The organism is Microbacterium insulae, from assembly GCF_042677065.1.
GTDB classification, from domain to species: Bacteria; Actinomycetota; Actinomycetes; order Actinomycetales; family Microbacteriaceae; genus Microbacterium; species Microbacterium insulae.
In genome coordinates this window covers 596,266-622,898 of the sequence record NZ_JBHTII010000001.1, presented here as the reverse complement: position 1 = coordinate 622,898, position 26,633 = coordinate 596,266, and the positions used below count along the sequence as shown (strand labels likewise).

At 70.4% G+C, this 26,633-nt stretch carries 30 protein-coding genes; 13 read left to right on the top strand and 17 right to left on the bottom strand.

Annotated elements, in window-relative coordinates; genetic code table 11:
* Window positions 1-138 precede the first annotated feature (138 nt).
* Window positions 139-717: a hypothetical protein gene (locus tag ACFQ0P_RS02960; RefSeq protein WP_204980244.1), complete on the top strand. Its 579-nt coding sequence runs from the start codon at window positions 139-141 to the stop codon at window positions 715-717.
* A gap of 155 nt (window positions 718-872) precedes the next feature.
* On the opposite strand, the gene ACFQ0P_RS02955 is transcribed toward ACFQ0P_RS02960, so the two are convergent.
* Window positions 873-2,927, bottom strand: coding sequence for an NAD(+) synthase (locus tag ACFQ0P_RS02955; RefSeq protein WP_204980242.1), 2,055 nt, complete (start codon window positions 2,925-2,927; stop codon window positions 873-875).
* An 86-nt stretch (window positions 2,928-3,013) separates the two neighbouring features.
* Here ACFQ0P_RS02955 and ACFQ0P_RS02950 point away from each other — a divergent pair, with 86 nt between their 5' ends.
* The 3 genes from ACFQ0P_RS02950 to ACFQ0P_RS02940 all read left to right on the top strand — a co-directional run bounded on the left by ACFQ0P_RS02950 (window position 3,014) and on the right by ACFQ0P_RS02940 (window position 7,633).
* On the top strand, window positions 3,014-6,556 hold the full coding sequence (locus tag ACFQ0P_RS02950; RefSeq protein ID WP_204980240.1) for a TM0106 family RecB-like putative nuclease: 3,543 nt from the start codon (window positions 3,014-3,016) through the stop codon (window positions 6,554-6,556).
* 60 nt (window positions 6,557-6,616) lie between these two features.
* A complete protein-coding gene (locus ACFQ0P_RS02945; RefSeq protein ID WP_204980238.1) occupies window positions 6,617-6,937 on the top strand; it encodes a DUF3467 domain-containing protein in 321 nt (106 codons plus the stop codon).
* Between the two features lie 180 nt (window positions 6,938-7,117).
* Window positions 7,118-7,633 carry a hypothetical protein gene (locus ACFQ0P_RS02940; protein WP_204980236.1) on the top strand — a complete coding sequence of 172 codons (516 nt, stop codon included), beginning with the start codon at window positions 7,118-7,120 and terminating at the stop codon, window positions 7,631-7,633.
* A gap of 33 nt (window positions 7,634-7,666) precedes the next feature.
* On the opposite strand, the gene ACFQ0P_RS02935 is transcribed toward ACFQ0P_RS02940, so the two are convergent.
* The 3 genes from ACFQ0P_RS02935 to upp form a co-directional block, all read right to left on the bottom strand.
* Entirely contained in the window at window positions 7,667-8,098 is a 432-nt protein-coding gene (locus tag ACFQ0P_RS02935; RefSeq protein WP_204980234.1) for a DUF6855 family protein, read from the bottom strand.
* A gap of 33 nt (window positions 8,099-8,131) precedes the next feature.
* Window positions 8,132-8,599 (bottom strand): hypothetical protein, encoded by a 468-nt coding sequence (locus ACFQ0P_RS02930; protein ID WP_204980233.1) that lies wholly within the window; start codon window positions 8,597-8,599, stop codon window positions 8,132-8,134.
* Between the two features lie 62 nt (window positions 8,600-8,661).
* Window positions 8,662-9,294, bottom strand: coding sequence for a uracil phosphoribosyltransferase (gene upp, locus ACFQ0P_RS02925; protein ID WP_204980231.1), 633 nt, complete (start codon window positions 9,292-9,294; stop codon window positions 8,662-8,664).
* Between the two features lie 105 nt (window positions 9,295-9,399).
* Between upp and tadA the strand changes: the two genes are divergently transcribed.
* Both tadA and ACFQ0P_RS02915 read left to right on the top strand, forming a co-directional pair.
* Window positions 9,400-9,831 (top strand): tRNA adenosine(34) deaminase TadA, encoded by a 432-nt coding sequence (gene tadA / locus ACFQ0P_RS02920; protein WP_204981509.1) that lies wholly within the window; start codon window positions 9,400-9,402, stop codon window positions 9,829-9,831.
* A 92-nt stretch (window positions 9,832-9,923) separates the two neighbouring features.
* Window positions 9,924-10,670, top strand: coding sequence for a DUF2306 domain-containing protein (locus ACFQ0P_RS02915; protein WP_204980229.1), 747 nt, complete (start codon window positions 9,924-9,926; stop codon window positions 10,668-10,670).
* 9 nt (window positions 10,671-10,679) lie between these two features.
* On the opposite strand, the gene ACFQ0P_RS02910 is transcribed toward ACFQ0P_RS02915, so the two are convergent.
* The 5 genes from ACFQ0P_RS02910 to ACFQ0P_RS02890 form a co-directional block, all read right to left on the bottom strand.
* Window positions 10,680-11,609, bottom strand: a complete 930-nt coding sequence (locus ACFQ0P_RS02910) for an LLM class F420-dependent oxidoreductase (protein WP_204980227.1) — start codon at window positions 11,607-11,609, stop codon at window positions 10,680-10,682.
* Between the two features lie 6 nt (window positions 11,610-11,615).
* Entirely contained in the window at window positions 11,616-12,581 is a 966-nt protein-coding gene (locus ACFQ0P_RS02905) for a cation diffusion facilitator family transporter (protein ID WP_204980225.1), read from the bottom strand.
* Between the two features lie 99 nt (window positions 12,582-12,680).
* Window positions 12,681-13,793, bottom strand: a complete 1,113-nt coding sequence (locus tag ACFQ0P_RS02900) for an alpha/beta fold hydrolase (RefSeq protein ID WP_204980223.1) — start codon at window positions 13,791-13,793, stop codon at window positions 12,681-12,683.
* A gap of 83 nt (window positions 13,794-13,876) precedes the next feature.
* Window positions 13,877-14,542, bottom strand: a complete 666-nt coding sequence (locus ACFQ0P_RS02895) for an SRPBCC family protein (protein WP_204980221.1) — start codon at window positions 14,540-14,542, stop codon at window positions 13,877-13,879.
* A 1-nt stretch (window position 14,543) separates the two neighbouring features.
* On the bottom strand, window positions 14,544-14,975 hold the full coding sequence (locus tag ACFQ0P_RS02890; RefSeq protein WP_204980219.1) for an ArsR/SmtB family transcription factor: 432 nt from the start codon (window positions 14,973-14,975) through the stop codon (window positions 14,544-14,546).
* Between the two features lie 69 nt (window positions 14,976-15,044).
* Here ACFQ0P_RS02890 and proC point away from each other — a divergent pair, with 69 nt between their 5' ends.
* Window positions 15,045-15,884, top strand: a complete 840-nt coding sequence (gene proC, locus ACFQ0P_RS02885; protein WP_204980217.1) for a pyrroline-5-carboxylate reductase — start codon at window positions 15,045-15,047, stop codon at window positions 15,882-15,884.
* A 135-nt stretch (window positions 15,885-16,019) separates the two neighbouring features.
* On the opposite strand, the gene ACFQ0P_RS02880 is transcribed toward proC, so the two are convergent.
* Together ACFQ0P_RS02880 and ACFQ0P_RS02875 are read right to left on the bottom strand one after the other, a co-directional pair.
* Window positions 16,020-16,691 carry a potassium channel family protein gene (locus ACFQ0P_RS02880; protein ID WP_204980215.1) on the bottom strand — a complete coding sequence of 224 codons (672 nt, stop codon included), beginning with the start codon at window positions 16,689-16,691 and terminating at the stop codon, window positions 16,020-16,022.
* Complete coding sequence (locus ACFQ0P_RS02875) at window positions 16,684-18,123, bottom strand: TrkH family potassium uptake protein (protein ID WP_204980213.1); 1,440 nt, start codon at window positions 18,121-18,123, stop codon at window positions 16,684-16,686. Before ACFQ0P_RS02875 ends, ACFQ0P_RS02880 begins: the two co-directional genes overlap by 8 nt.
* Before the next feature lie 67 nt (window positions 18,124-18,190).
* On the opposite strand from ACFQ0P_RS02875, the gene ACFQ0P_RS02870 reads away from it, so the two are divergent.
* Entirely contained in the window at window positions 18,191-18,595 is a 405-nt protein-coding gene (locus ACFQ0P_RS02870) for an ArsR/SmtB family transcription factor (RefSeq protein WP_204980211.1), read from the top strand.
* 5 nt (window positions 18,596-18,600) lie between these two features.
* Here the strand turns inward: ACFQ0P_RS02870 and ACFQ0P_RS02865 are convergent, their stop codons facing one another.
* Both ACFQ0P_RS02865 and ACFQ0P_RS02860 read right to left on the bottom strand, forming a co-directional pair.
* Window positions 18,601-19,395, bottom strand: coding sequence for an ABC transporter permease (locus ACFQ0P_RS02865; RefSeq protein WP_204980209.1), 795 nt, complete (start codon window positions 19,393-19,395; stop codon window positions 18,601-18,603).
* Complete coding sequence (locus tag ACFQ0P_RS02860; protein WP_204980207.1) at window positions 19,392-20,306, bottom strand: ATP-binding cassette domain-containing protein; 915 nt, start codon at window positions 20,304-20,306, stop codon at window positions 19,392-19,394. Before ACFQ0P_RS02860 ends, ACFQ0P_RS02865 begins: the two co-directional genes overlap by 4 nt.
* A 97-nt stretch (window positions 20,307-20,403) precedes the next feature.
* On the opposite strand from ACFQ0P_RS02860, the gene ACFQ0P_RS02855 reads away from it, so the two are divergent.
* From ACFQ0P_RS02855 to ACFQ0P_RS02835, 5 genes are all read left to right on the top strand, one after another.
* Window positions 20,404-21,327 (top strand): TetR/AcrR family transcriptional regulator, encoded by a 924-nt coding sequence (locus ACFQ0P_RS02855; protein ID WP_204980205.1) that lies wholly within the window; start codon window positions 20,404-20,406, stop codon window positions 21,325-21,327.
* A gap of 120 nt (window positions 21,328-21,447) precedes the next feature.
* Window positions 21,448-21,639, top strand: a complete 192-nt coding sequence (locus tag ACFQ0P_RS02850; RefSeq protein WP_204980204.1) for a helix-turn-helix domain-containing protein — start codon at window positions 21,448-21,450, stop codon at window positions 21,637-21,639.
* An 82-nt stretch (window positions 21,640-21,721) separates the two neighbouring features.
* A complete protein-coding gene (locus tag ACFQ0P_RS02845) occupies window positions 21,722-21,820 on the top strand; it encodes a 30S ribosomal protein bS22 (protein ID WP_003792170.1) in 99 nt (32 codons plus the stop codon).
* Between the two features lie 71 nt (window positions 21,821-21,891).
* Entirely contained in the window at window positions 21,892-22,185 is a 294-nt protein-coding gene (locus ACFQ0P_RS02840) for a rhodanese-like domain-containing protein (RefSeq protein WP_204980203.1), read from the top strand.
* A 122-nt stretch (window positions 22,186-22,307) separates the two neighbouring features.
* The gene (locus ACFQ0P_RS02835; protein WP_204980202.1) at window positions 22,308-22,562 is read left to right on the top strand and encodes a glutaredoxin family protein; all 255 of its coding nucleotides are present in this window, start codon (window positions 22,308-22,310) and stop codon (window positions 22,560-22,562) included.
* A 3-nt stretch (window positions 22,563-22,565) separates the two neighbouring features.
* Here the strand turns inward: ACFQ0P_RS02835 and ACFQ0P_RS02830 are convergent, their stop codons facing one another.
* The 4 genes from ACFQ0P_RS02830 to ACFQ0P_RS02815 are packed head-to-tail and all read right to left on the bottom strand — an operon-like array spanning window position 22,566 to window position 26,561.
* Window positions 22,566-23,690 (bottom strand): ABC transporter ATP-binding protein, encoded by a 1,125-nt coding sequence (locus ACFQ0P_RS02830; RefSeq protein ID WP_204980201.1) that lies wholly within the window; start codon window positions 23,688-23,690, stop codon window positions 22,566-22,568.
* The gene (locus tag ACFQ0P_RS02825; RefSeq protein ID WP_204980200.1) at window positions 23,687-24,484 is read right to left on the bottom strand and encodes an ABC transporter permease; all 798 of its coding nucleotides are present in this window, start codon (window positions 24,482-24,484) and stop codon (window positions 23,687-23,689) included. Before ACFQ0P_RS02825 ends, ACFQ0P_RS02830 begins: the two co-directional genes overlap by 4 nt.
* Window positions 24,481-25,440 carry an ABC transporter permease gene (locus tag ACFQ0P_RS02820; protein WP_378771277.1) on the bottom strand — a complete coding sequence of 320 codons (960 nt, stop codon included), beginning with the start codon at window positions 25,438-25,440 and terminating at the stop codon, window positions 24,481-24,483. Before ACFQ0P_RS02820 ends, ACFQ0P_RS02825 begins: the two co-directional genes overlap by 4 nt.
* Window positions 25,419-26,561, bottom strand: a complete 1,143-nt coding sequence (locus ACFQ0P_RS02815; protein ID WP_204980199.1) for an ABC transporter substrate-binding protein — start codon at window positions 26,559-26,561, stop codon at window positions 25,419-25,421. The genes ACFQ0P_RS02820 and ACFQ0P_RS02815 overlap by 22 nt, the downstream gene beginning before the upstream one ends.
* Window positions 26,562-26,633: the final 72 nt, after the last annotated feature.

The following is a 26,633-nucleotide window of genomic DNA, read 5'->3' as shown; positions in this document are numbered from 1 at the left end:
CATGCCCCGCCCTCTTCGTGCGTCGGCCGGGGTCGCGACCGAGTGACAGCAGGCGAGCGCGCGGCGCGGCATCCTTCCCCCGTCGGGGCGCCGCGGGCAGGATGAGAAGCGCGCAGACGCCGCGGGAAGAGGTGCACCATGCAATCCGTTCTGCTCGAGACGCCCCCGGGGATCACGGCCAGGCTCGGCTGGGATCCGAAGATGGCCGAGCACGACCGCAAGCGCGAGCTCGCTCGTGAGATCGTCGCCGCGCAGCTCGGGATCGAAGAGCGCTCCGTGCGCATCGAGCGCGAGGCACCGGGGCAGTTCGGATTCCACACCCAGCTCATCGCCGAGGTCGACGGGCAGGAGGTGCCACTGCGGATCCGCAACGCGAACTTCCGCGCCGCGACCGTGGTCGCCGTCGCCGATCCGGCGGTGCCGCTCGGGCTCGATCTGCGCGACGCGCATCCCGATGACGCGACTGTCCGCGAGATGAGACGCCACTCGCACCTCGTCGAGGAGGACGACGTCGGCAAGCTCCTCACCCACTGGACCCGCGTGCAGGCGGTGCGCGACGCCGACGGGAGGGGCGCCCGCGTCGCGGCCGACCACGTGCGCCTCGACAGCCCGCTCACGAAGGGCTGGATCCCCGACCGCCGCGTCTACTACCAGCTGGCGGATCTCTCCCGCGACGGCTGGGTGATCACGCTCGCGTACGGCGCCGCGCCGGCCTGAATCCGCCCGACGCGCCCGTCCGGGTCAGGAGATCTGCCCGGATCAGGCTCACCCGGCGCGAAACGGCCTGAAGCCCGCAGATCTCCTGAGCCGGGCAGGAGCGTCAGAGGCGACGAGCTGAGGACGGACGGATGCCTCGGGCCGAGGCATCCCGTTCACTCCTTGACGAGTTCGGGCAGCGCCGCCTTCAGTTCGGCGATCCACGCGTTGGCGTTGCCGTCCGAGGGCGCGCGCCAGTCGCCGCGCGGCGACAGCGACCCCGTCGGCGACACCTTCGGCCCGTTGGGGATGGCGGAGCGCTTGAACTGCGCGAACGCGAAATAGCGCCGCAGGAAGACCTGCAGCCACTTCACGATCGTCGGCAGGTCGTAGGCGTAGCGGTCCTCCTCGGGGAAGCCCGGGGGCCAGGCTCCGGCATTCTTGTCCTCCCACGCGCGCGCCGCGAGGAAGGCGATCTTCGAGGGGCGGAAGCCGAACCGCAGGATGTGGTGCAGGGCGAAGTCGTGCAGCGCGTAGGGCCCGATGCGGTCCTCGGTCGACTGGATGCGGCCGTCCTGGCCGGCCGGCACGAGTTCCGGGCTGATCTCGGTGTCGAGCACGGACTGCAGGACCGCGGCCTCGGCCTCGTCGACGCCCTCGCGGTGTGCGATGACCCAGCGGATCACGTGCTGGATGAGCGTCTTGGGCACGCCGGCGTTCACGGCGTAGTGGCTCATCTGGTCGCCGACGCCGTAGGTGGCCCACCCGAGCGCGAGCTCGGACAGGTCGGACGTGCCGATGACCATGCCGCCGTGCTGGTTGGCCAGCCGGAAGAGGAAATCGGTGCGGATGCCGGCCTGCACGTTCTCGAACGTCACATCGTGGACCGGCTCGCCGTCGGCGAAAGGGTGCCCGATGCCCTCGAGGATCTCGGTCGCCGCGGAGCGGATGTCGATCGTCTCGATCGTGGCGCCGACGGACTCGGCGAGGGCGATCGCGTTGGACTTGGTGTGATCGCTCGTGGCGAAGCCGGGCATCGTGTACGCGAGGATGTCGCTGCGCGGCCGGCCCATGCGATCCATCGCGCGGGCGACGACGAGGAGGGCGTGCGTGGAGTCCAGCCCGCCGCTCACGCCGATGACGGGCTTCGGGCCGCCGATCGCCGTCAACCGCTGCACGAGACCCGAGACCTGGATGTTGAACGCCTCGTAGCAGTCCTGAGCGAGGCGCGCCGGGTCGTCGGGCACGAACGGGAAGCGGTCGAGCGTGCGGTGCAGGCCGATGTCTGCCGTCGGCGGATCGAGTTCGAAGTGCACGACGCGGAACTGCGGGTCGTGCGTGCGCCGGTTGTCGTCGAACGTGCCCTGTCGAAGGCGGTCCTGGCGGAGGCGATCGAGGTCGATGTCGGCGACCGAACGCCGCGGGCCGTCCGGGAAGCGCTCGGTCTCGGCCAGCAGCGCGCCGGCCTCGTAGATGAGGGTCTGCCCGTCCCACGACACGTCGTTGGTCGACTCGCCCATGCCGGCGGCGGCATACGCGTAGGCGGCGAGGCAGCGCAGCGACTGCGACTGGCACAGGTCGGTGCGGTCCTCGGCGCGCGCGATCGTGATCGGACTGCCGCTGAGGTTCAGCAGGACGGTGGCGCCCGCGAGCGCGGCGCCGGCCGACGGCGGAATCGGGACCCACACGTCTTCGCACACCTCGGCGTGCACGACGAGACCCGGCACGTCGAGCGCCTCGAAGAGCAGATCGGGACCGAACGGTGCCTCGAGCGATCCCACGCGGATGTCCTCGCCGGACTGGTCGTCGCCGGGGGCGTACCAGCGGCGCTCGTAGAACTCGCGGTACGTCGGCAGGTAGGACTTCGGCGCGACGCCGAGCAGCTCGCCGCGGTGGATGACGACGGCGCAGTTGTAGAGACGGTTGCGGTGACGCAGCGGCGCGCCGACCACGATCATCGGGAGCAGATCGACGGATGCCTCGACCAGCCGTTCGATCGCGCGCACGACCGCGTCGAGCACGGCATCCTGCATCACCAGATCCTCGATCGAATAGCCGGTCAGGCAGAGCTCGGGGAAGACCGCGACCGCCACGGCGTCGGCGTCGCACTCGCGCGCCGATGCCAGGATCGCGGCGGCGTTGGCCGCGGGGTCGGCGATGACGATCGGGATCGTGCACGCCGCGATCCGGGCGAACCCGTGTCGGTAGGCGCTCTCGAACGGCAGGCTCATGCGCCCAGTCTGTCAGGCGCCCGCGTCGACGTCGCGTGCGGAGGTGTCGGATGCCGCGGCTAGGGTCGTGAGGACGAAAGGCGGGCATGCGATACATCGAAGACGAGGGCCGGATCGTCTGGAGCGCGAGCGACCTCAAGGCCGCGGCCGAGTGCGAGTTCGCGTGGCTGCGGGCCATCGACGCCAGGCTCGGGCGGGTCGCCGCCGTCGAGGAGCCCGAAGACCTCACGCTCGAGCGTGCCGGCCGACTCGGCACCGCCCACGAGCGTGCGGTGCTCGCGGACTACGTTTCCCACTTCGGCGACGGTGTGATCGAGATCCCCGAGACGCGCTCGTCGGATGCCTCGGCCCTCGCCGACGCCGTCGACCTCACGAACGCGGCCCTGCGATCGGATGCCGACGTCGTCTACCAGGCCGCGTTCGCGACCGCCGATTTCGTCGGGTTCGCCGACTTCCTGGTGCGCGACGACGCCGGGCGATGGGTCGTGCAAGACACCAAGCTCGCCCGCCGGGCACGCGTGACCGCCCTCATGCAGCTCGCGGCCTATGTCGATCAGCTCGACCGGCTGGAGGTCGCGCGGTCCGACCGCGTCGAGCTGCTGCTCGGCGACGGCAGCGTGAGCGTCCACGAGGTCGACGATCTGCTGCCGCTCTTCGGCCTGCGCCGCGAGCGGCTCGCGGCCCTCATCGCCGATCGCCGGCTCGACCTCGGCGGCGCGGGTGCGCCCGTTGCCTGGGGCGACCCGCGCGGCGACCTCGACGTCGTGGCGTGCGGCCGGTGCGCGACGTGCGACCTCGAGGTCGTGGCATCCCGCGATCTCCTGCTGGTCGCCGGAATGCGACCGGTCCAGCGCGAGCGGCTGCGCACCGCGGGCGTCCGCACGATCGACGAGCTCGCCCTCGCCCCCGCCGGACCCGCGGGGATGAACCCCGACACGTTCGGGATGCTGCGCACCCAGGCTCGTCTGCAGCTCGAGAGCCCGGCCGGCACGCCGCCCCTCGCGGCACCCGCTCCCCACGCCGACGGGCTCCCTCCCGTTCCCACGTACCGGGTGGTGGCCCCCACCGCCCTCGGCGCACTGCCGCGACCCGACCACGGCGACCTCTTCTTCGACTTCGAGGGCGACCCGCTCCACACCGAGCCCCCGTCCCCCGGGCGCGAGGGCGAGCCGGTGCCGTGGGGACTCGACTACCTCTTCGGCTGGGTCGACACGCGCGAGGAGTACACCGCGCTGTGGGCCCACTCGTTCGCCGACGAGAAGCGAGCGCTCGAGACGTTCCTCGACATCGTGAACCTCCGTCGGGCCCAGTATCCGGGGATGCACATCTACCACTACGCGCCCTACGAGCCGACCCATCTCCTGGCGATGGCGGCTCGGCACGGCGTGCGGGAGGCGGATGTCGACCGGCTGCTGCGCGACGGCGTGTTCGTCGACCTCTATCCGATCGTCCGTCGCGCCCTCCGCGTGGGCTCGCGCTCGTACTCGATCAAGAAGCTCGAACCGCTCTACATGGGCGACGAGGTGCGCACGAGCGACGTACAGAAGGGCGACGACTCGATCGTGCGCTACGTCGAGGCGCGCGCGCTGATCGCCGACGGCGACGAGGCAGGCGGTGGGGCGATCCTGGACGATCTCGCCGACTACAACCGGTACGACTGCGTGTCGACGCGCCGGCTCCGCGACTGGCTGGTCGATCGCGCGCGCGAGACCGGCATGCGTCCGTCCCCGAATCCCGAACCCGACGAGCGCGCGTACGAGCCGTCGCCGCGGGCCCTCGCGCTGGACCGCCTTGCGGAGCTGCATCCGTCCGACTCGGCCGCGGCGCAGTCTCTGCGGCTCGGCGCCGCCGCCATCGACTACTACCCGCGCGAGGCGAAGTCGTTCTGGGCGACCCACTTCCTGCGTCTGCGCGAACCCGTGCCCCTGTGGGAGGAGACCCGCGACGTCGTGATCATCGACCCCGCCCGCAGTCGCGTCATCGAGGACTGGCACTTCGCCGAGAGCGGCCGGGGCGGCGAGCGGCGCACCATCGAGCTGCGGGGCGAGCTGGCACCCGGCACGCGGCTGAGCGAGGGGGCCAACCCGTTCGCGCTCTACGAGCTTCCCGCGCCCTACCCCTTCGACGCCTCCCCACGGTGGATCCACTCGTACCGCAGCATCACCGTCGTCGAGGTCCTCGACGACGGGGCGATCGTCGAGGAGACCGCCGTCGACGGTGTCACGTGGTCGAAGCTGCCCCTCGCCCTGAGTCCGGCGGCGCCTCCCTCTGCGGGCAATCAGCAGGCGGCGATCGACGAGTGGGCCGACGCCGTCATCGACGCGGCGCCGGAGGTCCCCGCCGATCCCGCGACCGACATCCTGCGGCGACGTCCGCCCCGCACGGTGGCCGGAGGGCTTCCCGAGCCCGCCGGCGACGACGTCGATGCAATCGTGCGCGCCGTACTGGGCCTCGATCGCAGCTATCTCGCCGTCCAAGGCCCCCCCGGCACCGGCAAGACCTACGTCGGATCCCACGTGATCGCCCGCCTCGTGCGCGACCACGCCTTCAAGGTCGGGGTCGTCGCGCAGGGTCATGCCACGATCGAGCAGCTGCTCGAGCGCGTCGTGACCGCCGGGGTGCCGCCGCAGTCCGTCGCCAAAGCGCCGAAGGATCCGGCCGCCCCGCACGGCTTCACGGTGATCCCCAAGAACGGGGTATCGGCGTTCACCGCCGAGCAGGCCGATTCCGGTTACGTCATCGGCGGCACGGCCTGGGACTTCAGCCACCAAGGACGCATCCCGCGGGGGAGCCTCGACCTGCTCGTCATCGACGAGGCGGGCCAGTTCTCGCTGGCGTCGACGGTCGCGGTCTCGCTGGCGGCATCGCGACTGCTGCTCCTCGGCGATCCGCAGCAGCTCCCGCAGGTGAGCCAGGGCACGCACCCCGAGCCGGTCGACACGTCGGCGCTGGGGTGGATCATGGACGGGGCAGACGTCATCCCGCCCGAGTACGGCTACTTCCTCGCGCGCTCGCGGCGCATGCATCCCGCGGTCGCCGAGCCGGTCTCGCACCTGTCCTACCGTGGCGAGCTCGAAGCGCATCCCTCGACCGCGCTGCGAAGCATCGCCGGGGTTCCGGCCGGTGTCGTACCGTTCCCAGTGCGCCACCGCGGAAATGCGACCCATTCGCCCGAGGAGGCGGCCGTCGTCGTCGATCTCGTGCGCGACCTCGTCGGCCGGGACTGGACCGACGTGCAGGTCGATGATGAGCACCAGGCGACGATACGACCGCCTCGTCCCCTCACCACCGACGACATCATCGTCGTGACGCCATACAACGCCCAGCAGGTCGCCGTCGAAGACGCGCTCGGCGCCGCGGGATTCGGCGACGTGCCCGTCGGGACGGTCGACAAGTTCCAGGGACAGGAGGCCGCGGTCGCGATCGTCTCGCTCGCCGCCTCTTCCGGGCGCGACGCCCCTCGAGGTCTGGAGTTCCTGCTGCTGCGCAACCGGCTGAACGTCGCCGTCTCGCGCGCGAAGCACACGGCCTATCTCGTCTACTCGCCCGCGTTGCTGGACGACCTCCCGCGGACCCCCGAGGGAGTCGCCCGGCTCAGCGGTTTCGCACGACTGGTCGGGCGCGCGTGAGGCCCGCGTAGACTCGCGCACAGGCGCGCCGGGCCGCCGGTGCACGGAGGAGGGCAGGCCATGGCCGAAGAGGCACCACGCCAGTTCGAGATCGATCTCCCGCCGGAGCTCATCGGCGGCGCGTACGCCGACTTCGCCAACGTGTGGCACACCCCCACGGTCTTCGTCATGGACTTCCTCACCCTGGCGCAGCCGCCCCGCGAGCAGGTCGATTCCGAGACCGGGGAGAGGCACACCGTCGTCCCCGCTCGCGTGGTCAGCCGCATTCGGATCCCTCCGGAGCAGGTGTTCGAGCTGGCGAAGGCCCTCACCCAGCAGCTCGAGTTCTGGGAGCAGGAGACCGGGCGCCGCAACCCGGGCGGGCCGCTGCTCGACGACTGAGGCGATCGCTAATCACCTCGCGCGGGCATGTCAACCCCGTTCGCCTGATCGTCGTCCTCGCCTAACGTGAGAAGCGCGTCGGATAGACGCGGGTGCGGCATTCGTTCGGCGAGGGGCGAATGCCGCACCGTCGTATCACCGCGCCGCACCTCTCCTCTGTCACGGGGAAGGGGGTGCGACATGACCGCGACCGCCACCGACGCCGCCGCCACGCGTCGCCGCGGCATCCTCTTCTGGATGCGGCGTTACCTGCCTGCCGAGGTCGCCGGCACCGCGCTGATGCTCGGCGCCGGACTGGCAGTGACGCTCTGGACCGATTCCGCCGCGGCGGTCGCACTCGCCGCGCTGCTGGGGGAGATCGTCGGGTTCTACGCCGTACTCGCCGTGAGCGTCTACCTGGAGCAGCGCTCGGCGGCGCGGTCGCGACGCCGCGCCCTCGCGAGGACCGGGATGCTGCTGATCGCGGAGTTCGGCGCCGCCGAGGTGCTCGACACGCTGCTCATCCGACCGATCGCCCTCGTGGGCGGCGTCTGGCTCCTCGGAGATCCGGTGTGGGGACTCCTGGTGGGCAAAGTCGTCGCGGACGTAGTGTTCTACGCGATCGCGGCGGGTGCGTTCACCCTCACGGCGCGCACCGGACTGCGAGGTCGGCCGGCCCAGAGGGAGAAGGACATCCCCCTCTCGCGCGCGGGGTGAGGAAACTCCGAGCTGTCTGTCGGCAGCCCGCCGTCACGAGTCGTGCGGGATCGCGCGGACCCGGTTGTTGCGAGGGTTGTGCTCGAGCTCGACGAGGCCGAGCGCCTCGAGCAGGGGTGGCACGTACATCCCGAATCGCCCGCGGTACCCGGAACGTTGCCCGTACCATCCGCCGACGGGGTTGTCGGCGGACCGGCCCCACGCTTCGACGGAGTCGGGGGCGGGCTCCTTCTTCTCGTCGGCCGCACCCAGCACGACCCAGTCGCCGCGGCGGACCAGCTCGGCGTGCAGATCGTCGATCGCCCGCGCGAGGTACGTCAGCCGCGTCGCGCCCACCTGGCACACCAGCAGCGGCGGGTCGCTCGCCTCGTCACGGTACATCGTGTACTCCGAGGACAGCGGCGCCGTCTTCAGGACCCACGGATCGTCCGCCGTACCCGCACCCGACCACGTCGTCTCACTCATCCTGCGCTCCCTCTCTCGAACCAGTGACCGTCTTCAAGAGTCCGGCGGCGTCGAAGCGTGACGTTGCGTGCCGATCTCGCTTCGCTCGTCCTCGACCTCTCCGGCTCGCACGACGAGATCGCGCAGCTCATCGAGGTCGAGGTCCTCGGCGGATCTGAAGGTCACGGCAGCCGCGCCGATCTTGACCCGGCCGAGGCGATCCCCCCATGACTGCACCAGGTACCGGCCGTCCTCGGCGGCGTTGACGTAGATCGAGAGGTGGTTCTGCTGCGCGGCGAGTCCGACGAGGAACCAGTCGGCCTCCGCCCCGCGTGGCCGGGGCTGGCTGATCGAACGGTAGCCGATGATCGCCTGGTCCGTCCCGCCCCACATCCGGCCGCGCCACAGCACGCGATCGGCCGTCGGAAGCGCCTCCCGCAGCAGCCGGTCCAGAGCGATCAGGTCGTCCGCGCGCGCGGAGTCCCGAAGGAATGCGTCGACGTCGTCGTCCACCTTCTCCACGGGGCCGAGCATAGCCCTGCTCGCCGACGTTCGTCAGGGCCCGTCATCGCGGACGGCGGGAGTCAGACGGTGCCGTACAGCCGGTCGCCGGCGTCACCGAGGCCGGGCACGATGTAGCCCTTGTCGTTGAGGCGCTCGTCCATCGCGCCGAGCACGAGCGTGACGTCGCGCCCGGCGACCTGCTTCTCGATGGCGGCGACGCCCTCGGGGGCGCCGAGGAGGCAGATGGCCGTGACATCCTGGGCGCCGCGCGCGAAGAGGAACTCGATCGCCGCGCCGAGCGAGCCGCCGGTCGCGAGCATCGGGTCCAGGACGAAGCACTGCCGGTCGCTGAGGTCGTCGGGCAGTCGCTCGGCGTAGGTCGACGGCTCGAGAGTCTCCTCGTTGCGCACCATCCCGAGGAAGCCGACCTCGGCGGTCGGGATGAGCTTCACCATGCCCTCCAGCATCCCGAGCCCTGCGCGCAGGATCGGCACGACGAGGGGCCGCGGCTCGCTGATCTTGACGCCCGTGGTGGTCGTGACCGGTGTGGTGATCTCGATGGGGGACACCCGCACGTTGCGGGTGGCCTCGTAGGCGAGCAGGGTCACGAGCTCCTCGGTGAGCTGACGGAACACCGGCGACGACGTGCGCTCGTCGCGCAGCACCGTGAGCTTGTGGGTGATGAGGGGGTGATCGGCGACGTGCAGGCGCATACGCCCAGGGTAGTGCGTCGCGACCCGCCCGCCCGAAGCGGTTCGCGGTCCGCGGGGCGGGCCTACGCTCGTGTCGTGACCTTCGAGCCCGCCGACCTCGCCGCGATGGAGCGTGCGCTCGCGCTGGCAGAGGCCGCAGGCGCGGCCGGCGATGTCCCGGTCGGTGCCGTGGTGATGGATGCCTCGGGCCGGGTGATCGGCGAGGGGCGCAATCTGCGCGAAGCCACCCACGACCCCACCGCGCACGCCGAGGTGGTCGCGTTGCGGGAGGCGGCGGCATCCCTCTCGGCGTGGAATCTCGAGGGCTGCACGCTGGTGGTCACCCTCGAACCGTGCGTGATGTGCGCCGGAGCCGTGCTGCAGGCGCGCATCTCGCGGCTGGTGTTCGGTGCGTGGGACGGGAAGGCGGGCGCGGCGGGATCGGTCTACGACGTCGTGCGCGACCGACGCCTCCCGTACCGCGCGGAGGTCGTCCCGGGCGTGTGCGAGGACGAGGCATCCGCCCTGCTGCGCGCATTCTTCGACGTCCGCCGCTGAGGTGCGGGACAAAGGATCCGGGGGCGGACGGCACCACATCTCGGGGGTCTGCCCCCTGTCCCGGCCCGACGCCCGGTTCTACCGTGACGGGCATGACTCGCCTGGCGCACACCGTTCGCACCTCTCCCGGGGGCGGTGATCCCCGCATAGCCGCGCTGGGTCGTGTCGGGCCGCGCATCGCCTGGACGTTCGTCCTCCTGTCGGCGCTCGCGATCGTCGGGTTCTCCGCGGCTCCGTACTTCACCGGATCGCTCCGCGCGCTCGCAGCCCAGGAGATCGGACTCGCGCCCGCCTACGCGGAGACGTCGGTCCTCGTGCAGGGAGCGCTCTACGTCCACATCGTGGGCGGCTCGGTGGCGCTGATCGGCGGGGCCCTGCAGTTCTGGCGGGGACTGCGGGAGCGGATGCCTCGCGTGCACCGCTGGACGGGGCGGGTCTACCTGATCGCCGTCGGAGTCGGCGGCGTCACCGGCCTGGTGATCGCCCCCTCGAGTCCTGCCGGTTACGTGGGCTTCTTCGGATTCGGGGCTCTCGCCGTGCTGTGGCTGATCACCGGATGGCGGGCCTACCGCGCGATCCGCCGCCGCGACATCCCGAGTCACCAGGCCTGGATGATCCGCAATTACGCCCTCACCTACGCCGCCGTGACGTTGCGCGTGTGGCTGCCGCTCCTGCTGCTCGCCCCGCTCCTCCTCGGACAGCCGTGGGAGTTCGACAGCGCGTTCGCGAACGCCTACGCGGCGGTGCCGTTCCTGAGCTGGCTGCCCAACCTCGTCTTCGCCGAGTGGCTCATCCGCCGTCGGGGCCTCCCGTCGTACCGCCTGCCGGCGTCGGGGTGACGCGCCGCGTCAGCGGGGGAGGTGCGGCAGGACGTCGGCGCCGAGGTACTCGACCTGCTCCACGTCCTGGAGGTCGAGCAGCTGGAAGTAGACCCGGTCCGCGCCGAGTGCGACCAGGCGCTCGACCTTCGCGGCGATCTCGGCTCGCGCGCCGACGATGTTCACGTCCGGGTGCAGCTCGTCGACGGTGCGCCCGATCGCCGCGGCCCGCCGGGCGAGGCCGTCCTCGGTCGGCGCGGCGAGGGTGGGAAGGGCCACCGAGAGCTGGAGGGTCGCCGGGTCGCGCCCGATCCGCTCGCACGCGTCGCGAACCCCCGCGAACCGCTCGGCGATCTCGGATTCGGACCGGAAGCCGATGTTGAACTCGGTGGCGAACCGCGCGGCGAGCTCGGGAGTGCGCTTCGGCCCGGCGCCGCCCACGATGACGGGCATTCGCGGCTGGGTCGGCCGGGGGAGCGGCGGCGCATCCTCCAGGTCGTAGTGGCGCCCGTGGAAGTCGAACGTCTCGCCGGCGGGCGTGTTCCACAGTCCGGTGACGATGGCGAGCTGCTCCTCGAGCAGATCGAACCGTTTCGCGGGGAACGGGATGCCGTAGGCCCGGTGCTCTCGCTCGAACCAGCCGGTCCCGAGCCCGAGCTCGGCGCGCCCGCCCGACATCGCGTCGACCTGGGCCACCTGGATCGCGAGGATGCCCGGCTGGCGGTAGGTCACCGACGAGACGAGCGTGCCCAGACGGATGCGCGAGGTTTCGCGCGCGAGGCCCGCAAGGGTGGTCCAGGCGTCGGTCGGCCCGGGGAGCGGGTCGCCCGCGCCCATGCGCAGGAAGTGGTCGGAGCGGAAGAAGCCGTCGAACCCGACGCGTTCCGCGGTCTGCGCGAACGCGAGCTGATCGTCGTAGCTCGCGCCCTGCTGGGGCTCGGTGAAGACGCAGTACTCCATGGCGCGTCAGTCCGCCGACCTGATGACGAACTCTTCCGTCGGCGGCGTCGGATCGTCACCGGGCCGGTAGATGTCGGGCTCGAGGTAGATGACGCGCGCGGTGGGCACGGCCTCGCGCACGCGGGTCTCGATCCGGTCGATGTCCACCGCCACGTCGGCGAAGGTCCGGTCCGGAGCGAAGCCGAGCTTGGCCGCGACGAGCAGCTCGTCGGGGCCGAGGTAGAGGGTCTTGAGGTGGATGAGCTTCTCGGCCTCGTGCCCGGCGGTGATGGCGCCGACGATGCGGTCGTGATCGGCATCCGTCGCCCCCTCGCCGACGAGCAGGCTCTTCGTCTCGATGCCGAGGGTGATCGCCACCAGGATCAGGAGCGTGCCGATCATGAGCGTGCCGATCGCGTCGAAGACCGGGTTGCCGGTGAGCCAGGTCATGCCGACGCCGAAGAGGGCGAAGACGAGACCGGTCAGCGCCGCGATGTCCTCGAGGAGCACGACGGGCAGCTCCGGGGCCTTCGCGTGCCGCACGAACGACACCCACGACTGCCCGCGCGCCCGGACCAGGTTGCTCTCGCGGATCGCGGTGCGCAGTGAGTACGACTCCAGCCCGATCGCGATGAGCAGGACGGCGATCGGGATCCAGTAGTTCGTCAGCTCGTGGGGGTGGGTGAGCTTGTCCACGCCCTCGTAGATCGAGAAGAGCCCGCCGACCGAGAAAAGGATGATCGACACGACGAAGGCGTAGACGTAGCGCTCCCTGCCGTAGCCGAAGGGATGCTCCCGGTCGGCGCGCTTCTTCGCGCGGCGGCCGCCGAGCATGAGCAGCAGCTGATTGCCCGAATCGGCGACGGAGTGGATCGCCTCGGCCAGCATCGACGCGGAGCCCGAGATGAACCAGGCGATGAACTTCGCGAGGGCGATCCCCATGTTGGCCAGGAACGCCGCGAGGATCGCCTTGCCGCCGCCGGAAGCACTCATGCCCCGAGTCTAGGGATGCCGCCGCCCGCGCTGAACGGGTCTTGACGGGCGTGCGAGACCCGGGTTCGCGTGCGGGCCCGCCGCGCGCGAACCGCCGGGTCAGTCCGCCGAGCGGATGATGATCGCCTCGGTCGGCGGGGCGGGGTGCGCCGACGGCCCGACGTAGCCGATCACCGTGAGAAGTGCGTGGCGGAACTCCGCGGGGCGCTCGAGGTGCGGCGAGTGACCGACTCCCTCGAGGCTCAGCTCCGTCACCTCGCCGCCGCCGGCGGAGTACCGAGCCAGCACATCGCGGGTCTGCGACACCATCTCTTGCGGTGGCGCGACCTCGTCGCCGGGCCAGCCGGGCACGATCCCGAGCTTGCCGAGATAGTTGAAGTCGTAGAACGAGGCGTCGGACACGATCGCGTCCACCGTGCCGTGCACCCACAGGATCGGCGGCTTGTCGGCGATTTCCGCGATCCCCGACACGTCGAAGTACCGCGGGGCCATCGTGTTCAGCACGCCGATCCCGCCCGCGCCGAAGCCCGGCCAGTTGGGGCTGGTGACCGAGTCACCGGGATAGTTGCCGGTCGCCGTCGAGGTGGTGAGCATCGACTCGACCCACACGTCCTCGTTGTCGGTGTGGAACCCGGGAGCGACGTAGCCGGATCGGAAGACGCTGCGCGGCGAGGTCGCCGCCTCGTCCGTCGTGTCGTGGTCGATGAGGCGCTGCACGAAGTCCGGATTCGCGCCGCCTCCGCCGCATCCCGCGTCGTCGTCGGTGAGGCGGGTGCCGTCGCGGCGCGTGCCGCCGAAGCCGTACGGGGAGACCGGCGACTGGAGGGTGAGGCTCAGCACGGGGTGGTCGAGTGCGTACTGCATGACGACCCCGCCCCCCATCGACCAGCCGACGAAGTGCGCGGTCGGGATGCCGAGGGCCTGAAGGGTCGCGTGGACGTCGTCGCTGAAGTCGCGCACACCCCTCGTGGCGTCGACCGGCGCGTGCTCCGTGCCGCCGAAGCCCCGCAGATCGATCGCGATCACGCGCAGATCGCTCGGCAGGTCCTCCATCAGTTCCTGCCAGAACAGCGAGGATGAGACGTTTCCGTGGATCAGCACCACCGTGCGCTCCGGCGGCGTCGACGGGTCGTCCCCCGTGCGCTCGAGGATGTTGACGTTGAGTCGCGGCGTCTCGATGAGGCGCGCCCCGATCCCGTCGAAGAGCGTCATGTCCGCTGGCCTCCCACAGTCCTCGAAGGAGGCTGCCTCGCCTCCGCTGTGACGATGATAACCCTGCCCGTCCGGGCGAGGATTCAGCCCTCGGGCTGCGGAGCTCCGGTGTAGAACGCGAACGTGTTGTCGGCGGCCCGAGCGGCGGCCGCGGCATCCGCTCCGAAGCCCTCGTGCGCGCGAGCCCACCCGTCGGCGGCGCCGCGGTAGAAGGCCACGCCCTCTTCGGTGGCGGCCCACGCCGCCGCCTCGGCCGGCGTAGGGCCGTCGACCTCGCTCGAGAGGTGGATGGCGAGTCCGAGCATGCCGCCGTCCCAGCCGACGCCGGTCGCACCGGGGCCGTACTGCTCCCAGAATCCCGGGGGCATGTCGTCCGCCCGCGCCGTGTGCGTGAGCTCGAGGCGCGTCGCGGAGTCGCCCTCGGAGGTTAGTCTCACCTCGAGCCACGTCACCCCGCCGCCGAACTCCCACGTGGCGGCGTAGTGCGCATCCCCGTCGCGCGGCGGAGAGCATTCCCGCACTTCGCCGCCCGCGTTCCCCTCGAGCTGATACCGCCCGCCCAGGCGGAGGTCACCCGAGATGGGAAGGAACCAGCGCCCGATGCGGTCGGTGGTGACGGCATCCCACACGTCCTCGATCGGGGCCGGATACGTCTGCGCGAGCGTCTGCACGCGAGTCTCGGCCCCGTCGCGCTCTCCCGTCGTGACGCCGCGGGTCACGGCATCCAGTTGTCTCTGCACATCGACCATGTCAGTCCTCCTCGGATCGGTCGTCGTTTGTTTCGTCTCGGTCTTCGGGATCGTCGGCGCGCTCTGCGGTCGCACCCGTATCGGCCCCCTCCGCCCTCTCGGCGGCCAGGCGGCGCCGGCGGCGCTCGCGCGCGAGCTCGGTGCCGAGCGCGTCGAGGGGCGGCTGCCAGAAGCGCCGGAACGGGTCGAACCACGCGGCCGCTGCCGAGATCGGCGCGGGGTCGAGGGCGTAGAGCCGCCGGGTCCCGTCCGCACGCACGGTCGCGAAGCCCGCCTCGCGCAGCACGCGCAGATGCTGCGACACCGCGGGCTGCGAGATCCCGAAGTCGCGCTGCACGACCTCGCCGATCTCGCCGGCGCGGAGCTCGCCGTCGGCGAGCAGTTCGAGGATGCGCCGGCGGACCGGGTCCCCGAGGACGTCGAGCGCGTGCATGCGTCAATCATTCAGTTACGACTTATATAAGTCAAGAGGCAATAAGCGGATCACTTCTAAACTTCCCCCATGACTGCCACCGTCGCCCTTCCGCCCATCGCCATCCTCGGAGCCGGCTCGATGGGGGGCGCGATCCTCCACGGACTCGTACGATCCGGCGTCGCGGGAGGCGTGACCGTCACGAACCGGACCTCCGCGAAGGCCGCCGCCCTCGCCGACCTCGAGGGGGTGAGGAGCATCGCCCTCGAGGAACAGCCCTCCGGGAACGTGGATGCCGCGGCCGCCGCCGAAATCGTCCTCGTGGGCGTCAAGCCGGCCATGGTGCCGGACCTGCTGCGCGAGATCGCACCCGTCCTGCGGCCGGGAACGATCGTGGTGAGCCTTGCCGCCGGGGTGACGCTGGCCACCTTCGAGTCCCTCCTGGGCGACGACGTCGCGGTGATCCGCTCGATGCCGAACACGCCGTCTCTCGTCGGCAAGGGCGTGACCGGACTGGCGGCGGGGACGCGCGCCGGGGCGGACGCGGTCGCCGTCGTGCGGCGACTGTTCGAGACGGTGGGCATCGTCGTGGAGGTGCCCGAGGCGCAGATCGACGCCCTGTCGACGATCTCCGGGTCGGGGCCGGCGTACTTCTTCCTCGTGGTCGAGGAGTTCACCAAAGCCGCGGTCGGCAGGGGCTTCTCGGTCGAGGATGCCCGGCTCATGGCCGAGTACACGTTCATCGGGTCGGCGGCGCTGCTCGCGGCATCCGACGACGACCCCGCCGAGCTGCGCCGCCGCGTGACCAGCCCGAAGGGCACGACCGAGCGCGCCGTCGCGGTGTTGCAGGAAGCGCGCCTGGACGAGACGTTCACCGCCGCGACCGCCGCCGCACTCGCCCGCGCCAAGGAGCTGGCCGCCGGCGCGTGATGCGCCGCCGGCCAGCGACGGTTGTCGAGTAGCGGCGCAGCCGCGTATCGAGACAGGCCGCCGGCGCGTGATGCGCCGCCGGCCAGCGACGGTTGTCGGGGAGCGGCGCAGCCGCGAAGGCTTCGCCGAGTCGTCTCAGCGGTCGAGCGCGGCGAACCTCTCGATGTCGGAGTTCGTGCCCGACACGATGATGAGGTCGTGGTTGGTCACGACGGTCGCCGCCTCGGCGTAGCGGAACGGCTTGCCGGGACTCTTCACACCCACGACGGTCACGTTGTACTTCGTGCGCACCCCGGACTCGTTCAGACCGACGCCTCGGATGAACTTCGGCGGGTACATCTTGGCGAGCACGAAGTCGTCGTCGAAGCGGATGAAGTCCAGCATCCGTCCGCTGACGAGGTGGGCGACGCGCTCGCCGGCCTCGCGCTCGGGGTAGATGACGTGATTCGCGCCGACGCGGGCGAGGATCTTGCCGTGCGACTGCGAGACGGCCTTCGCCCAGATCTGCGGCACCTTGAGGTCGACGAGGTTGGCGGTGATGAGGACGGATGCCTCGATCGACGATCCCACCGCGACCACCGCGACCTGGAAGTCCTGCGCGCCGATCTGCTTGAGAGCGTCGATGTTGCGCGCGTCCGCCTGCACGGTGTGGGTGACGCGTTCCGACCACTTCTGGACGAGCTCGAGGTTGTCGTCGATCGCGAGGACCTCGCGCTCGAGTCGGTCGAGCTCGCCGGCGCACGCGGCGCCGAAGCGCCCCAGCCCGATCACGAGGACGGGGGCGTCGCTGCGGATCCGTTCAACCAACGATCGGCCTTTCCACGGGCAGCGAGTAGAGCTGCGATCGGGACGACGCGGCCACGGCCGCGGCGAGAGTCACTGTACCAATGCGGCCCATGAAGATCGTGAGGGCCATCACGTACACGGCGGGGTCGGGGAGCTCCGCCGTGAGGCCGGTCGACAGCCCGACGGTGCCGAACGCCGAGATGACGTCGAAGAGGACGTCGGAGACCTGTTCCTGACTGATCTGGGCGATCACGATCGTCGAGAGGGCGACGATCGTCGCGCCCCACGCGACGACGGACAAGCCCACGCGCTGCACATCGCTCGGGATGCGGCGGCCGAACGCCTCGACCGACTGACGACCCTTCGCCTCGGACCAGACCGCGAGGGCGAGGACGGCGAGGGTCGTGACCTTGATGCCTCCGGCCGTCGAGGCCGATCCGCCGCCGACGAACATCAGCATGCACCCGACGATGAGGGACGATCCGTACAGCTCGCCCACGTCGACGACGGAGAACCCGCCGGATCGCGTCATGGCTGACAGGAAGAAGGCCTGGAACGTGGTGTCCCACGCGTCCATCGAGCCGAATGTCTTCGGGTTGTTGTATTCGAGGGCGAGGAAAGCCGCGGCGCCGGCGAAGAAGAGGAGCACCGTGGTGATGATCGTGAGCTTGGTGTGCAGCGGCCATCTGCGCACGTGCCAGTAGTGCTTCCACAGCGCGTAGATCACGGGGAAGCCGATGCTCCCCAGGAACACGGCCGCCATGAGGACCGTGAGCAGGAAGTAGTCGTCGGCGAACGGGACCAGCCCACCCGGGTTGGGCGTGAACCCGGTGTTCGTGAAGGCCATCGCGGCGTAGAAGGGCGCTTCCCACAGGGCATCGAGGGGGTGGATGCCGGCGAACAGGAGCGCCGGGTAGAGCGCGATCGCGACGAGCGCCTCGATGAGCAGCGTCGACAGGGCGACGGTGCGCAGCAGCGTGCCGACCTCACCCAGACGGACGGTCTGGCCCTCGTTCACGGGGCCGCCGTGCGTGCGCAGCGGGTTGGAGTCGCTGGCGGCGATGAGCTTCGCCCGCAGGCCGAGCCGCTTGGAGATCACCAGGCCCAGGATGGACGCGAGCGTCAGCACCCCCATACCGCCGATGTTGACCCCGATGAAGATGATGGTCTTGCCGAGGGGCGAGAAAGTCGACGCGATGTCGACCGTCGTCAGGCCGGTCACGCAGATCGTCGACATCGCGGTGAACACGGCATCGGCCAACGGCAGGCGCCGGCCGCTCGTCGAGGCGGCCGGGAGGGACAGCAGCGCCGTGAACACCAGGATCAGCGACGCGAAGACGAGCACGGCGAAGCGCGCCGGCGAGGAGGTGGTGAGGTTCCGGAGCCGATCCCACAGCCCGTGCAGGGCGGATGCGACGCGTCGAACGAGCGACCCACGCGGGTCCGTCGCCATCCACTGCCCCTTTCGCCACGAGACTCCCGTCATGGTACTCCGCGGGGGTCATGACTACTCTGAGCACATGGCGGACATCTTCGACGTGATCGCGGACGGCACGCGTCGCGACATCCTGCGGCTTCTTCTCGATCGTTCCACCGCCGGTGAGCGGGGAACGAGCGTGTCGCAGATCGTCAGCGAGCTCGGGGCCAGCCAGCCCACCGTGTCGAAGCACCTCAAGGTCCTGCGCGAGGCACACCTCGTCTCGGTGCGCGAGGAGGGGCAGCACCGCTACTACAGCCTCTCCGCCGGCCCGCTCGACGAGGTCGACGACTGGCTTCTGCCCTTCCTCGACGACGACCAGCCCGAGTCTGCGTCGGGTTCGTCCCTCCCCGATTCCGCCGCGCACGCGGCCGACGTGGTCGGCCGGGCCGCGGCATCCGCCAAGCACGTCGTCACGACCGCGCTCAAGAAGCTCCCCGGGCGCTGAGGGTCTCAGGACACTCTGCGCCGGAACAGCCACGCGCCCCACGCGACCGCGAACGCGAGGATCGCAAGACACCACCCGACGCCCCACCACGCCTGACCGTCCAGAGGCGTGCCCATGAGGAGACCGCGGATGGTCTCGATGATCGGAGTGACCGGCTGGTTCTCGGCGACCCACTGCAGCCATCCGGGCATCGTGTCGACCGGCACGAACGCGCTCGACAGGTACGGCAGGAACAGGATGATGAAGCCGTAGGCGTTCGCGCTCTCGGGGCTGCCCGATGCGAGGCCGATCGCGGCGAACAGGTAGGTGATCGCGAGGATCCAGACCGCGATCATCGCGAGGGCGCCCAGCCAGCCTCCGATGCCCGCGGTGGGGCGGAAACCCAGCAGCAGCGCGACGCACACGACCAGCCCGGTCGCGACGAGGTTGCGCAGCAGGCTCGCCACCACGTGCCCCGTCAGCACCGCGCTCGCGCGCACGGGCATGGTCCGGAACCGGTCGATGATGCCCGTCTTCATGTCGGTTGCGACATACACGGCCGTGCTCGAGGCGCCGAAGCCGGCGCACAGCAGGATGATGCCCGGGACGACGTAGTCCACGTACCCGCCCGACGGGTCGATCGCCCCGCCGAAGACGTACGTGAACAGCAGCATGATGATCACCGGCAGCGCGAGGGCCATGAGCCCGGACTCGCCGTCGCGCAGGGAGTGTCGCAGGCTCCGTCCGAGGAACACCGCCTCGGCGGTGAGGCCGCCGATCCGCGGGCGCAGGGCGGGGGATGCCGAGGGCAGGGCGGTCATGAGATCTCCTCGAGTGCGGCCGCATCGCGACGGGGGGCAGGGGTGGTGAGGGCGAGGAAGACGTCGTCGAGACTCGGGCGCCGCAGCGTCACCACGCCCTCCGCTCCGGCGGCGTCGAGCAGGTCGAGGGCTGCGCGGAGTCCGGAGACGGTGCCGTCGGTGGCGACCTCGCGGAGGAGCTCGCCGTGGTCGTCGTGGACCTCCACGGTGTCGCCGCCGATGCGCGACTTGAGCTGGGCGGCCGTGCCGGTGCCGACGATGCGCCCGCCGTCGAGGACCGCGATGCGATCGGCGAGCTGGTCGGCCTCCTCGAGGTACTGGGTCGTGAGGAAGACCGTGGTGCCGGCGTCGGCGAGCGAGCGGATGACGTCCCACAGCTCGCGGCGACTGCGGGTGTCCAGTCCCGTGGTGGGTTCGTCGAGGAAGAGGACCTCGGGGGTCACGACGAAGCTCAGCGCGAGATCGAGGCGCCGGCGCATGCCGCCCGAGTAGGCGCCCACGCGCCGGGATGCGGCATCCGTGAGATCGAAGCGCGCGAGCAGCTCGGCCGCCCGACGCCGTGCGGCTCGACGGGAGAGGCCCGAGAGTCGCCCGAGCATCTCGACGTTCTCGGTGCCGGTGAGCACGTCGTCGACGGCGGCCGCCTGCCCGGTGAGGCTGATGCGCCGCTTCACGCCCTCGGGATCGCGCGCGACATCGACGCCCGCGACCTCCGCGGTGCCCGCGTCGGGCCTCGTGAGGGTGGTGAGCACGTTGATGGTGGTCGTCTTCCCGGCGCCGTTGGGACCGAGGAGGGCGAACACCTCGCCGCGCGCGACGACGAGATCGAGGTCGTCGAGCACCACGTGGGAGCCGAAGGACTTGCGCAGCCCGCGGACCTGGATCGCGGGCGGATGGGGCGTGGTCGGCATGAGCTTCTCCTCTCGACGATGCGGTGACTGTGTACGCCGCAAACTGTTTATGACAGTAACACACTGTTTATCTCGTATACAGACCTAGACTGAGCGCATGACGACCGAGCCCGAGCTGCCGCGGGGGATCGCCCTGGCCTGGGGCGTCGCCGCGAGCCCGCAACGGGGTCCCAAGCGCGAGATGAGCGTGGAGCGCATCGTCGAAGCCGCGGTCGAGATCGCGGATGCCGACGGCCTGAGTGCCGTCTCGATGGCGGCGGTCGCGGCCCGCCTGGGCTACACCCCGATGTCTCTGTACCGCTACGTCAGCGCGAAGGAGGACCTCATCCTGCTCATGCAGGAGGAGGCGACGGGGCTGCCGAGCGCCGAGAGCCGGCACGCGGGCGGATGGCGCGAGCAGCTCGAGGCGCTCTACCGCGAGCAGGTGCAGATCTATCTGCGTCACCCGTGGGTCCTCGACGTCGCGATCCGAGGCATCCCATCCACGCCCCACAGTGCCGCATGGATGGATGCCGGACTCCAGGCGCTCGCCGACACCCCGCTCACCCACGACGAGCGGCTGGCTGTGCTGCTGATCGTGACGGGCGCCGCGCGGTGGTCGGGAATCGTGCTCGCGAGCTACGCCCGGCTCGAACGCGAACGCGGGATGGCGGAGAGCGAGATCGCACAGTACGAGGACGCGATGTTCCGTTCGCTGATCACCGCCGACGCCTATCCCGCGCTGCGCGAGGCGATCGACGCCGGTGCGTTCCTCGACGAGTCCGATCCGTTCGCGTTCGGTCTCGAGCGGAGCCTCGACGGGGTCGCCGACTACATCGAGGCGGTCGCCGAGGGGCGGCGACCCCCGCGCGCGCCGTGGCAGCGTCTCGACGACGCGGAGATCGCCGACGACAAGCGCTATCGCGAGGCCCAGAAGGGCGTGCGCGACGCCGAGAAGTCGCTGCGCGACGCCCACCGGATGCTGCGCCAGACCGCGCGTGAGGCTCGTGAGCGTCGTGCTCGCCAGCGAGGCGGAAACTGACCCAGCGTTGTCCCAGCAATCTCATTGGTCACACAGGTTTACACCCGTCCCCCGGAAGCCCTAGAGTGTGGCAAGCACTTTCTGGGGAATGATCCCAGCTTTTCTGGGGAAAGGGATGACATGCCGGAGCTGCCTGATGTCCGATTCTTGACGGTCGCCGAGGTCGCCGAGCTGATGCGCGTGTCCAAGATGACCGTGTATCGCCTCGTCCACGCCGGCGAGCTGCCCGCGGTGCGCTTCGGGCGCAGCTATCGGGTCCCCGAATCGGCGGTGACCGCTGCTCTGCAACGGCCCATCGCCGACGTCGGCTAGACTGTCCCGAGGCATTTTCCGCATCTGCCCGATCCCGGGCGCGCACGCGTCGCGCCCAGACCCCGACATTGTGAGGTTCTCCGTGGGTTCAGTCATCAAGAAGCGCCGCAAGCGCATGGCGAAGAAGAAGCACCGCAAGCTGCTTCGCAAGACTCGCCACCAGCGCCGCAACAAGAAGTAAGCGGCACCGACACCAAGCGCCTGTCTTCGGACGGGCGCTTCGTGTATCCGTCGCGCCCCGAAGGAGAGTCCATGCGGTCGATCACCGTCCACCAGCTTCGCGAGCAGCCCGATGTCCCCGTCATCGACGTCCGGGAGACGTGGGAGTTCGAGTCGGGGCGCGTCCCCGGCGCCGTGAACCTGCCGATGTCGACGATCGGCGAGCACCTCGACGAGCTTCCCGACGGCGCCTTCGCGGTCATCTGCAAGGTCGGCGGCCGCTCCGGCGGGGTGGTCGAGGCGCTGGTCGCGCGCGGCTACGACGCCACGAACGTCGACGGCGGCACCGACGAGTGGATCGCGGCCGGCTATCCCGTCGAGACCTGAGCCGCGGCATCCACTCGCCGCTGCTTCTCCGCCCACTCTCGCCGAGCGGGCGCCAACGACGACCGATCCCCTCTGAGACCCGTGATTTGCGCCCTCTCGGCAACCGTGGTCAGACTGGACGGGTGACGACGCTCACCCTCATCGGCAAGCCGGACTGCCACCTGTGCGATGTGGCGCGCGAGGTCGTCGAGACCGTCGTCGCCGAGATGCCCGAGGATGCCGTCGAGGTCGAGGAGCTCTCGATCGCCGACGACGCCTCGCTCTACGCGCAGTGGTGGGAGAAGATCCCCGTCGTCCTCATCGACGGGTCGCTGCACGGCCACTGGCGCGTCTCGCCCGACCGGCTGCGAGCCGCGCTCGAGGCCGCGACCGCCTGAGGGTCAGTCGCCCTCCCCGACAACGACAGCACGGCGCACCGCCACCGGGACCGGATCCACGGCGATGCGTACGCGGTCGTCGTATTCGACGCGGTCTCCCGCCCCGTGCTGCACCCGCACGAGCGCCCCGTCCGCCGTGCGCACCAGCGTGCGGCGGAAGCTGCCCAGGAACGTGCTCTCCTGCACCGCGGCATCCACTCCCGGTTCGGATGCCGCGACCAGCCGGACGTTCTCGGGCCGGAGGAACACCTCGACGTCCCCCTCGGACTCGGACGCGAGCAGCGGAATGCGCTGCCCCCAGACGGTGACCGCGCCCCTCGAAACGACGCCGGGCACGACGCTCGAGACCCCGACGAACGCCGCCACCCCCGCGTTCGCGGGGTGGAGATAGAGCTCCTCCGGTGACCCGATCTGCTCGATGCGACCGGCATCCATCACGGCGATGCGATCCGAGACCGCGAGCGCCTCTTCTTGATCGTGGGTCACGAAGACCGTGGTGATGCCGAGCCGGAGCTGGATGCGGCGGATCTCGTCTCGCAGCTGCACTCTCACCTTGGCGTCCAGCGCGGAGAGGGGCTCGTCCAAGAGCAGAACACGCGGCTCGGTGACCAGTGCGCGTGCCAGGGCGACGCGCTGTTGCTGCCCCCCGGACAACTGGTGCGGAAAGCGTGCGGCGAGGTGGCCGAGCCCGACCAGTTCGAGGGCGGCGTCGGCGCGACGTGCGGCTTCTCGCTTGCCCACGCCGCGCCGGCGCAGCCCGAAGGCCGTGTTCTCGACCACCCGGAGGTGAGGGAACAGCGAATACGACTGGAAGACCATGCCGATATCGCGCCGATTCGTCGGAACCGCGGTCATGTCGACATCGCCGAGAAGCACCTTCCCGGCGGTGGCGTTCTCGAGGCCGGCCAGCACGCGCAGCGCGGTGGTCTTGCCGCACCCGGACGGGCCGAGCAGCGACACGAACTCGCCCGGCGCGATGTCCAGGTCCACGCCGTGGAGCACTCGGGTGGGTCCGTAGTCCTTCACCACCCCGCGGAACTCGACGTGCGTTCCGGCGCCGGCCTCGGCGAGGAGGGCGTTGTCGGCTGTCGCGGGGAGATGGCGGGGAGCGAGTTCGCCGGCGGTCATGTGGTCTTCCTTCCGATGCGACCGCGTCCGGCACGTCCGATGACGAGGAGGAGCAGGAACGCGAACGTGAGAGCGAGCAGAGTGAACATCGCGGCCGCGTAGCCGTCGCTCTTGCTGACGACGAGGATCCCGGTCTGGAACACCTGTCGGTTCAGCAGCGAGGCGATCGTGAACTCCCCGAGGACGACGGCGACGGAGATGAGGGATGCCGCGAGGAGCCCGGGTCGGAGGTTGGGGGCGACCACGTGGACCAGGATCGTGAACCAGCCGGCGCCGAGGGTACGCGCCGCTTCGGTGAGCGTGCGGAGGTCGACGGCGTCGATGGACGCCTGGATGGAGCGATAGGCGAAGGGGAGGACGAGGATGCCGTAGGCGAACGCGAGAGTCCACGACCCGGTGCCGAGCGTTCGGCCGATCTGGAGGTAGATCGGCGCCAGCCCGACCACGAGCACGATCGCCGGGATCGTGAGGGGCAGGAGGGCGATGAACTCGAAAGACCTCCGCAGCCGCGGGAACCGCAGGGCGACCAGCACCATCGTCGGCGCCAGGACCAGCAGCACGATCACGACCGTGACGACGGCCAGCACGAGGGAATTCGCCAGTCCGGTCCAGATCGGCCGGTAGAGCCCGGCGTTGGCCGGGTCCAGGAGCCCGGCCCAGCGCTCGAGCGTCGGGGCGCCCTCGCGCGAGGAGATCGTGAAGAGGAACGTGCAGACGAGGGGCAGGGCGAAGAATGCCCCGACCACGATGCCAATCACCCACCGGGTGCCCGTGCGGGGTGCGATGCCGTTCATGACTGCCACCTCGCGGCGCGCCGTTGGATGGCCGAGTAGCCCCACATGGCGAGCGCGACGACGACGATCATCCCGAACGCCAGCGCCCCGGCGAGGTTCTCGCGTCCGAGCAGCGTCTCGCTGGTGAGGGCGGTGCGGATCTGCAGCGGGACGATCTGCGACCCCTGGCTGGCCAGTGCTGCGGCCGTCGCGTACGACGAGTACGCGTTCGCGAACAGCAGCAGCAGACTGGCCAGGAACGAAGGTGCGAGCACGGGGACGGCGATGTCGCGCCAGAACCCTGCGCGTGTTCCTCCGAGCGTGAGATTGGCTTCCGCCCACTGCGGCCGCAGCGCCGACATCGCGGGCATGAACGTGATCACCATGAGCGGCACCTGGAAGTAGATGTAAGGGAGGATCAGCCCCGGCAGGGCATAGATCCATGCCCCGTCCGCGAAGATGTTCACCCCGAACCAGGTCATGAGCGCTTGCGTCACGACGCCCTGGAGGCCGATCGTTGCGATCCAGGCGAACGCGAGCATGACGCCGCCGAACTGGGCGAGGACTCCGGACGCGGCATCCACCATCGTGCGCATTGCGCCCGTCTCAGGAAGCCCGAGGAGGGCGTAGCAGGCGAGCGCGCCGACGAAGGCACCGACGAGGGCAGTGAGCAGAGACACCCACGCGGAGTTCCAGAACGTCATCAGGATCACGGGGTCAGCGAGCGCGCCGAAGTTGGCGAACGTGAGGGATCCGTCGTCGTCGAAAAGGCCGGAGGCCACCGAGAGGACGGTCGGGAGGAGCAGGAAGAGAAGGAGATAGGCGGCGAAGGGCACCAGGCCGAGGGCCGCCAGCCATCCGCCACCCGAGCCCCGCCGCGCCGAAGCGCTGGGCTCCGGGACGGCGGGGCTCGTCACGCGGTCCAGATCCGGACCGGTGAGCACGGGGGACGAGGTCACTGGACTGCTGCGGCCCATTCGGCGCCGAGCAGCTCGCCTGCCGCGGTCGACTGCTCCTCGGTCGGCACGACCGTGTCCTCGGGGGCGGTGGGGAGTGCGTCCGCCAGCTCCTGGTCGATCGTGCCGGCCTCGATCATGGCCTCCATGCGCACCGGGCGGGCGCCACCCTTCAGCCACAGGTTCTGCACCTCGTCGCTGTAGAGGAACTCCTGCCAGAGACGGGCGGCGGCGGGGTGCGGGGCATCGCGGTTGATGGCCTGGTTGTAGTACCCGGCGTAGCCGACTCCCGGGAAGACGACGACCTCCCAGTCGGGGTTGTCGGCCTGGTGCGCGGCGTTGAGATAGTCCCAGTCGAAGACCACCGGCGTCTCGCCGCTGGCGACCGTCGCCGAGGTGACGTCGACCTTCAGCATGTTGCCGGCGTCGTTGAGCTCGCTGAAGAAGTCGATGCCGGGCTGGAAGTCGTCGAGCGTGCCGTCCGACTGCACGGTGGCCAGGCCCACGGCCGCGAAGGCGGCGCCGGCCTGGGTCGGGTCGCCGTTGATCGCCACGGCGCCGCGGTACTCGTCGCCGAGCAGGTCGTCGAGCGACTCCGGCGCGTCGAACTTCGCCGAGTCGTACCCGACGGACATGTATCCGCCGTAGTCGCCGACGAACAGGCCGGAAGGCTCCTTGAGCGCGTCGGGGATGTCGTCCCACGTCGCCACCTGGTACGGGGCGAACCAATCGGTGTTCTGGAGGGCGACGGTCAGTCCGAGGTCGAACACGTCGGGGGCCGTGTCGAGGCCCTCGTTCGTCTCGGCGGCCTGGATCTCCTCGGCGCTCGAGACATCGGGGGACTGCTCGTTGATCGTGATCTCGGGGTAGCGCTCGGCGAACAGGTCGATGATCTCGCCGTAGTTGGCCCAGTCGCGGGGAAGGGCGATGACGTTGAGCTGACCCTCCGCCTTCGCGGCCGCCTCGAGGTCTTCGAGTGTGCCGAAGTCGGCGAGGCTCGTGGCGGTCGAGGCGTCGACGGATGCGGCGTCATCGTCTCCGGCGGCCGGCGCGGAGGTCGCGGCGCAGCCGGCGAGGGCGAGAGCGGCTGCGGCGGAAACGGCTGCGACGGCCGTGAGGCGGCGCGTGGTGGTGCGGAACATGGTGATCCTCTCGGGTAGCCGTCGCCGGGCGCGCTGAAGCGCGTGGCGAAGGGGAACGAGAGGAACCTACGA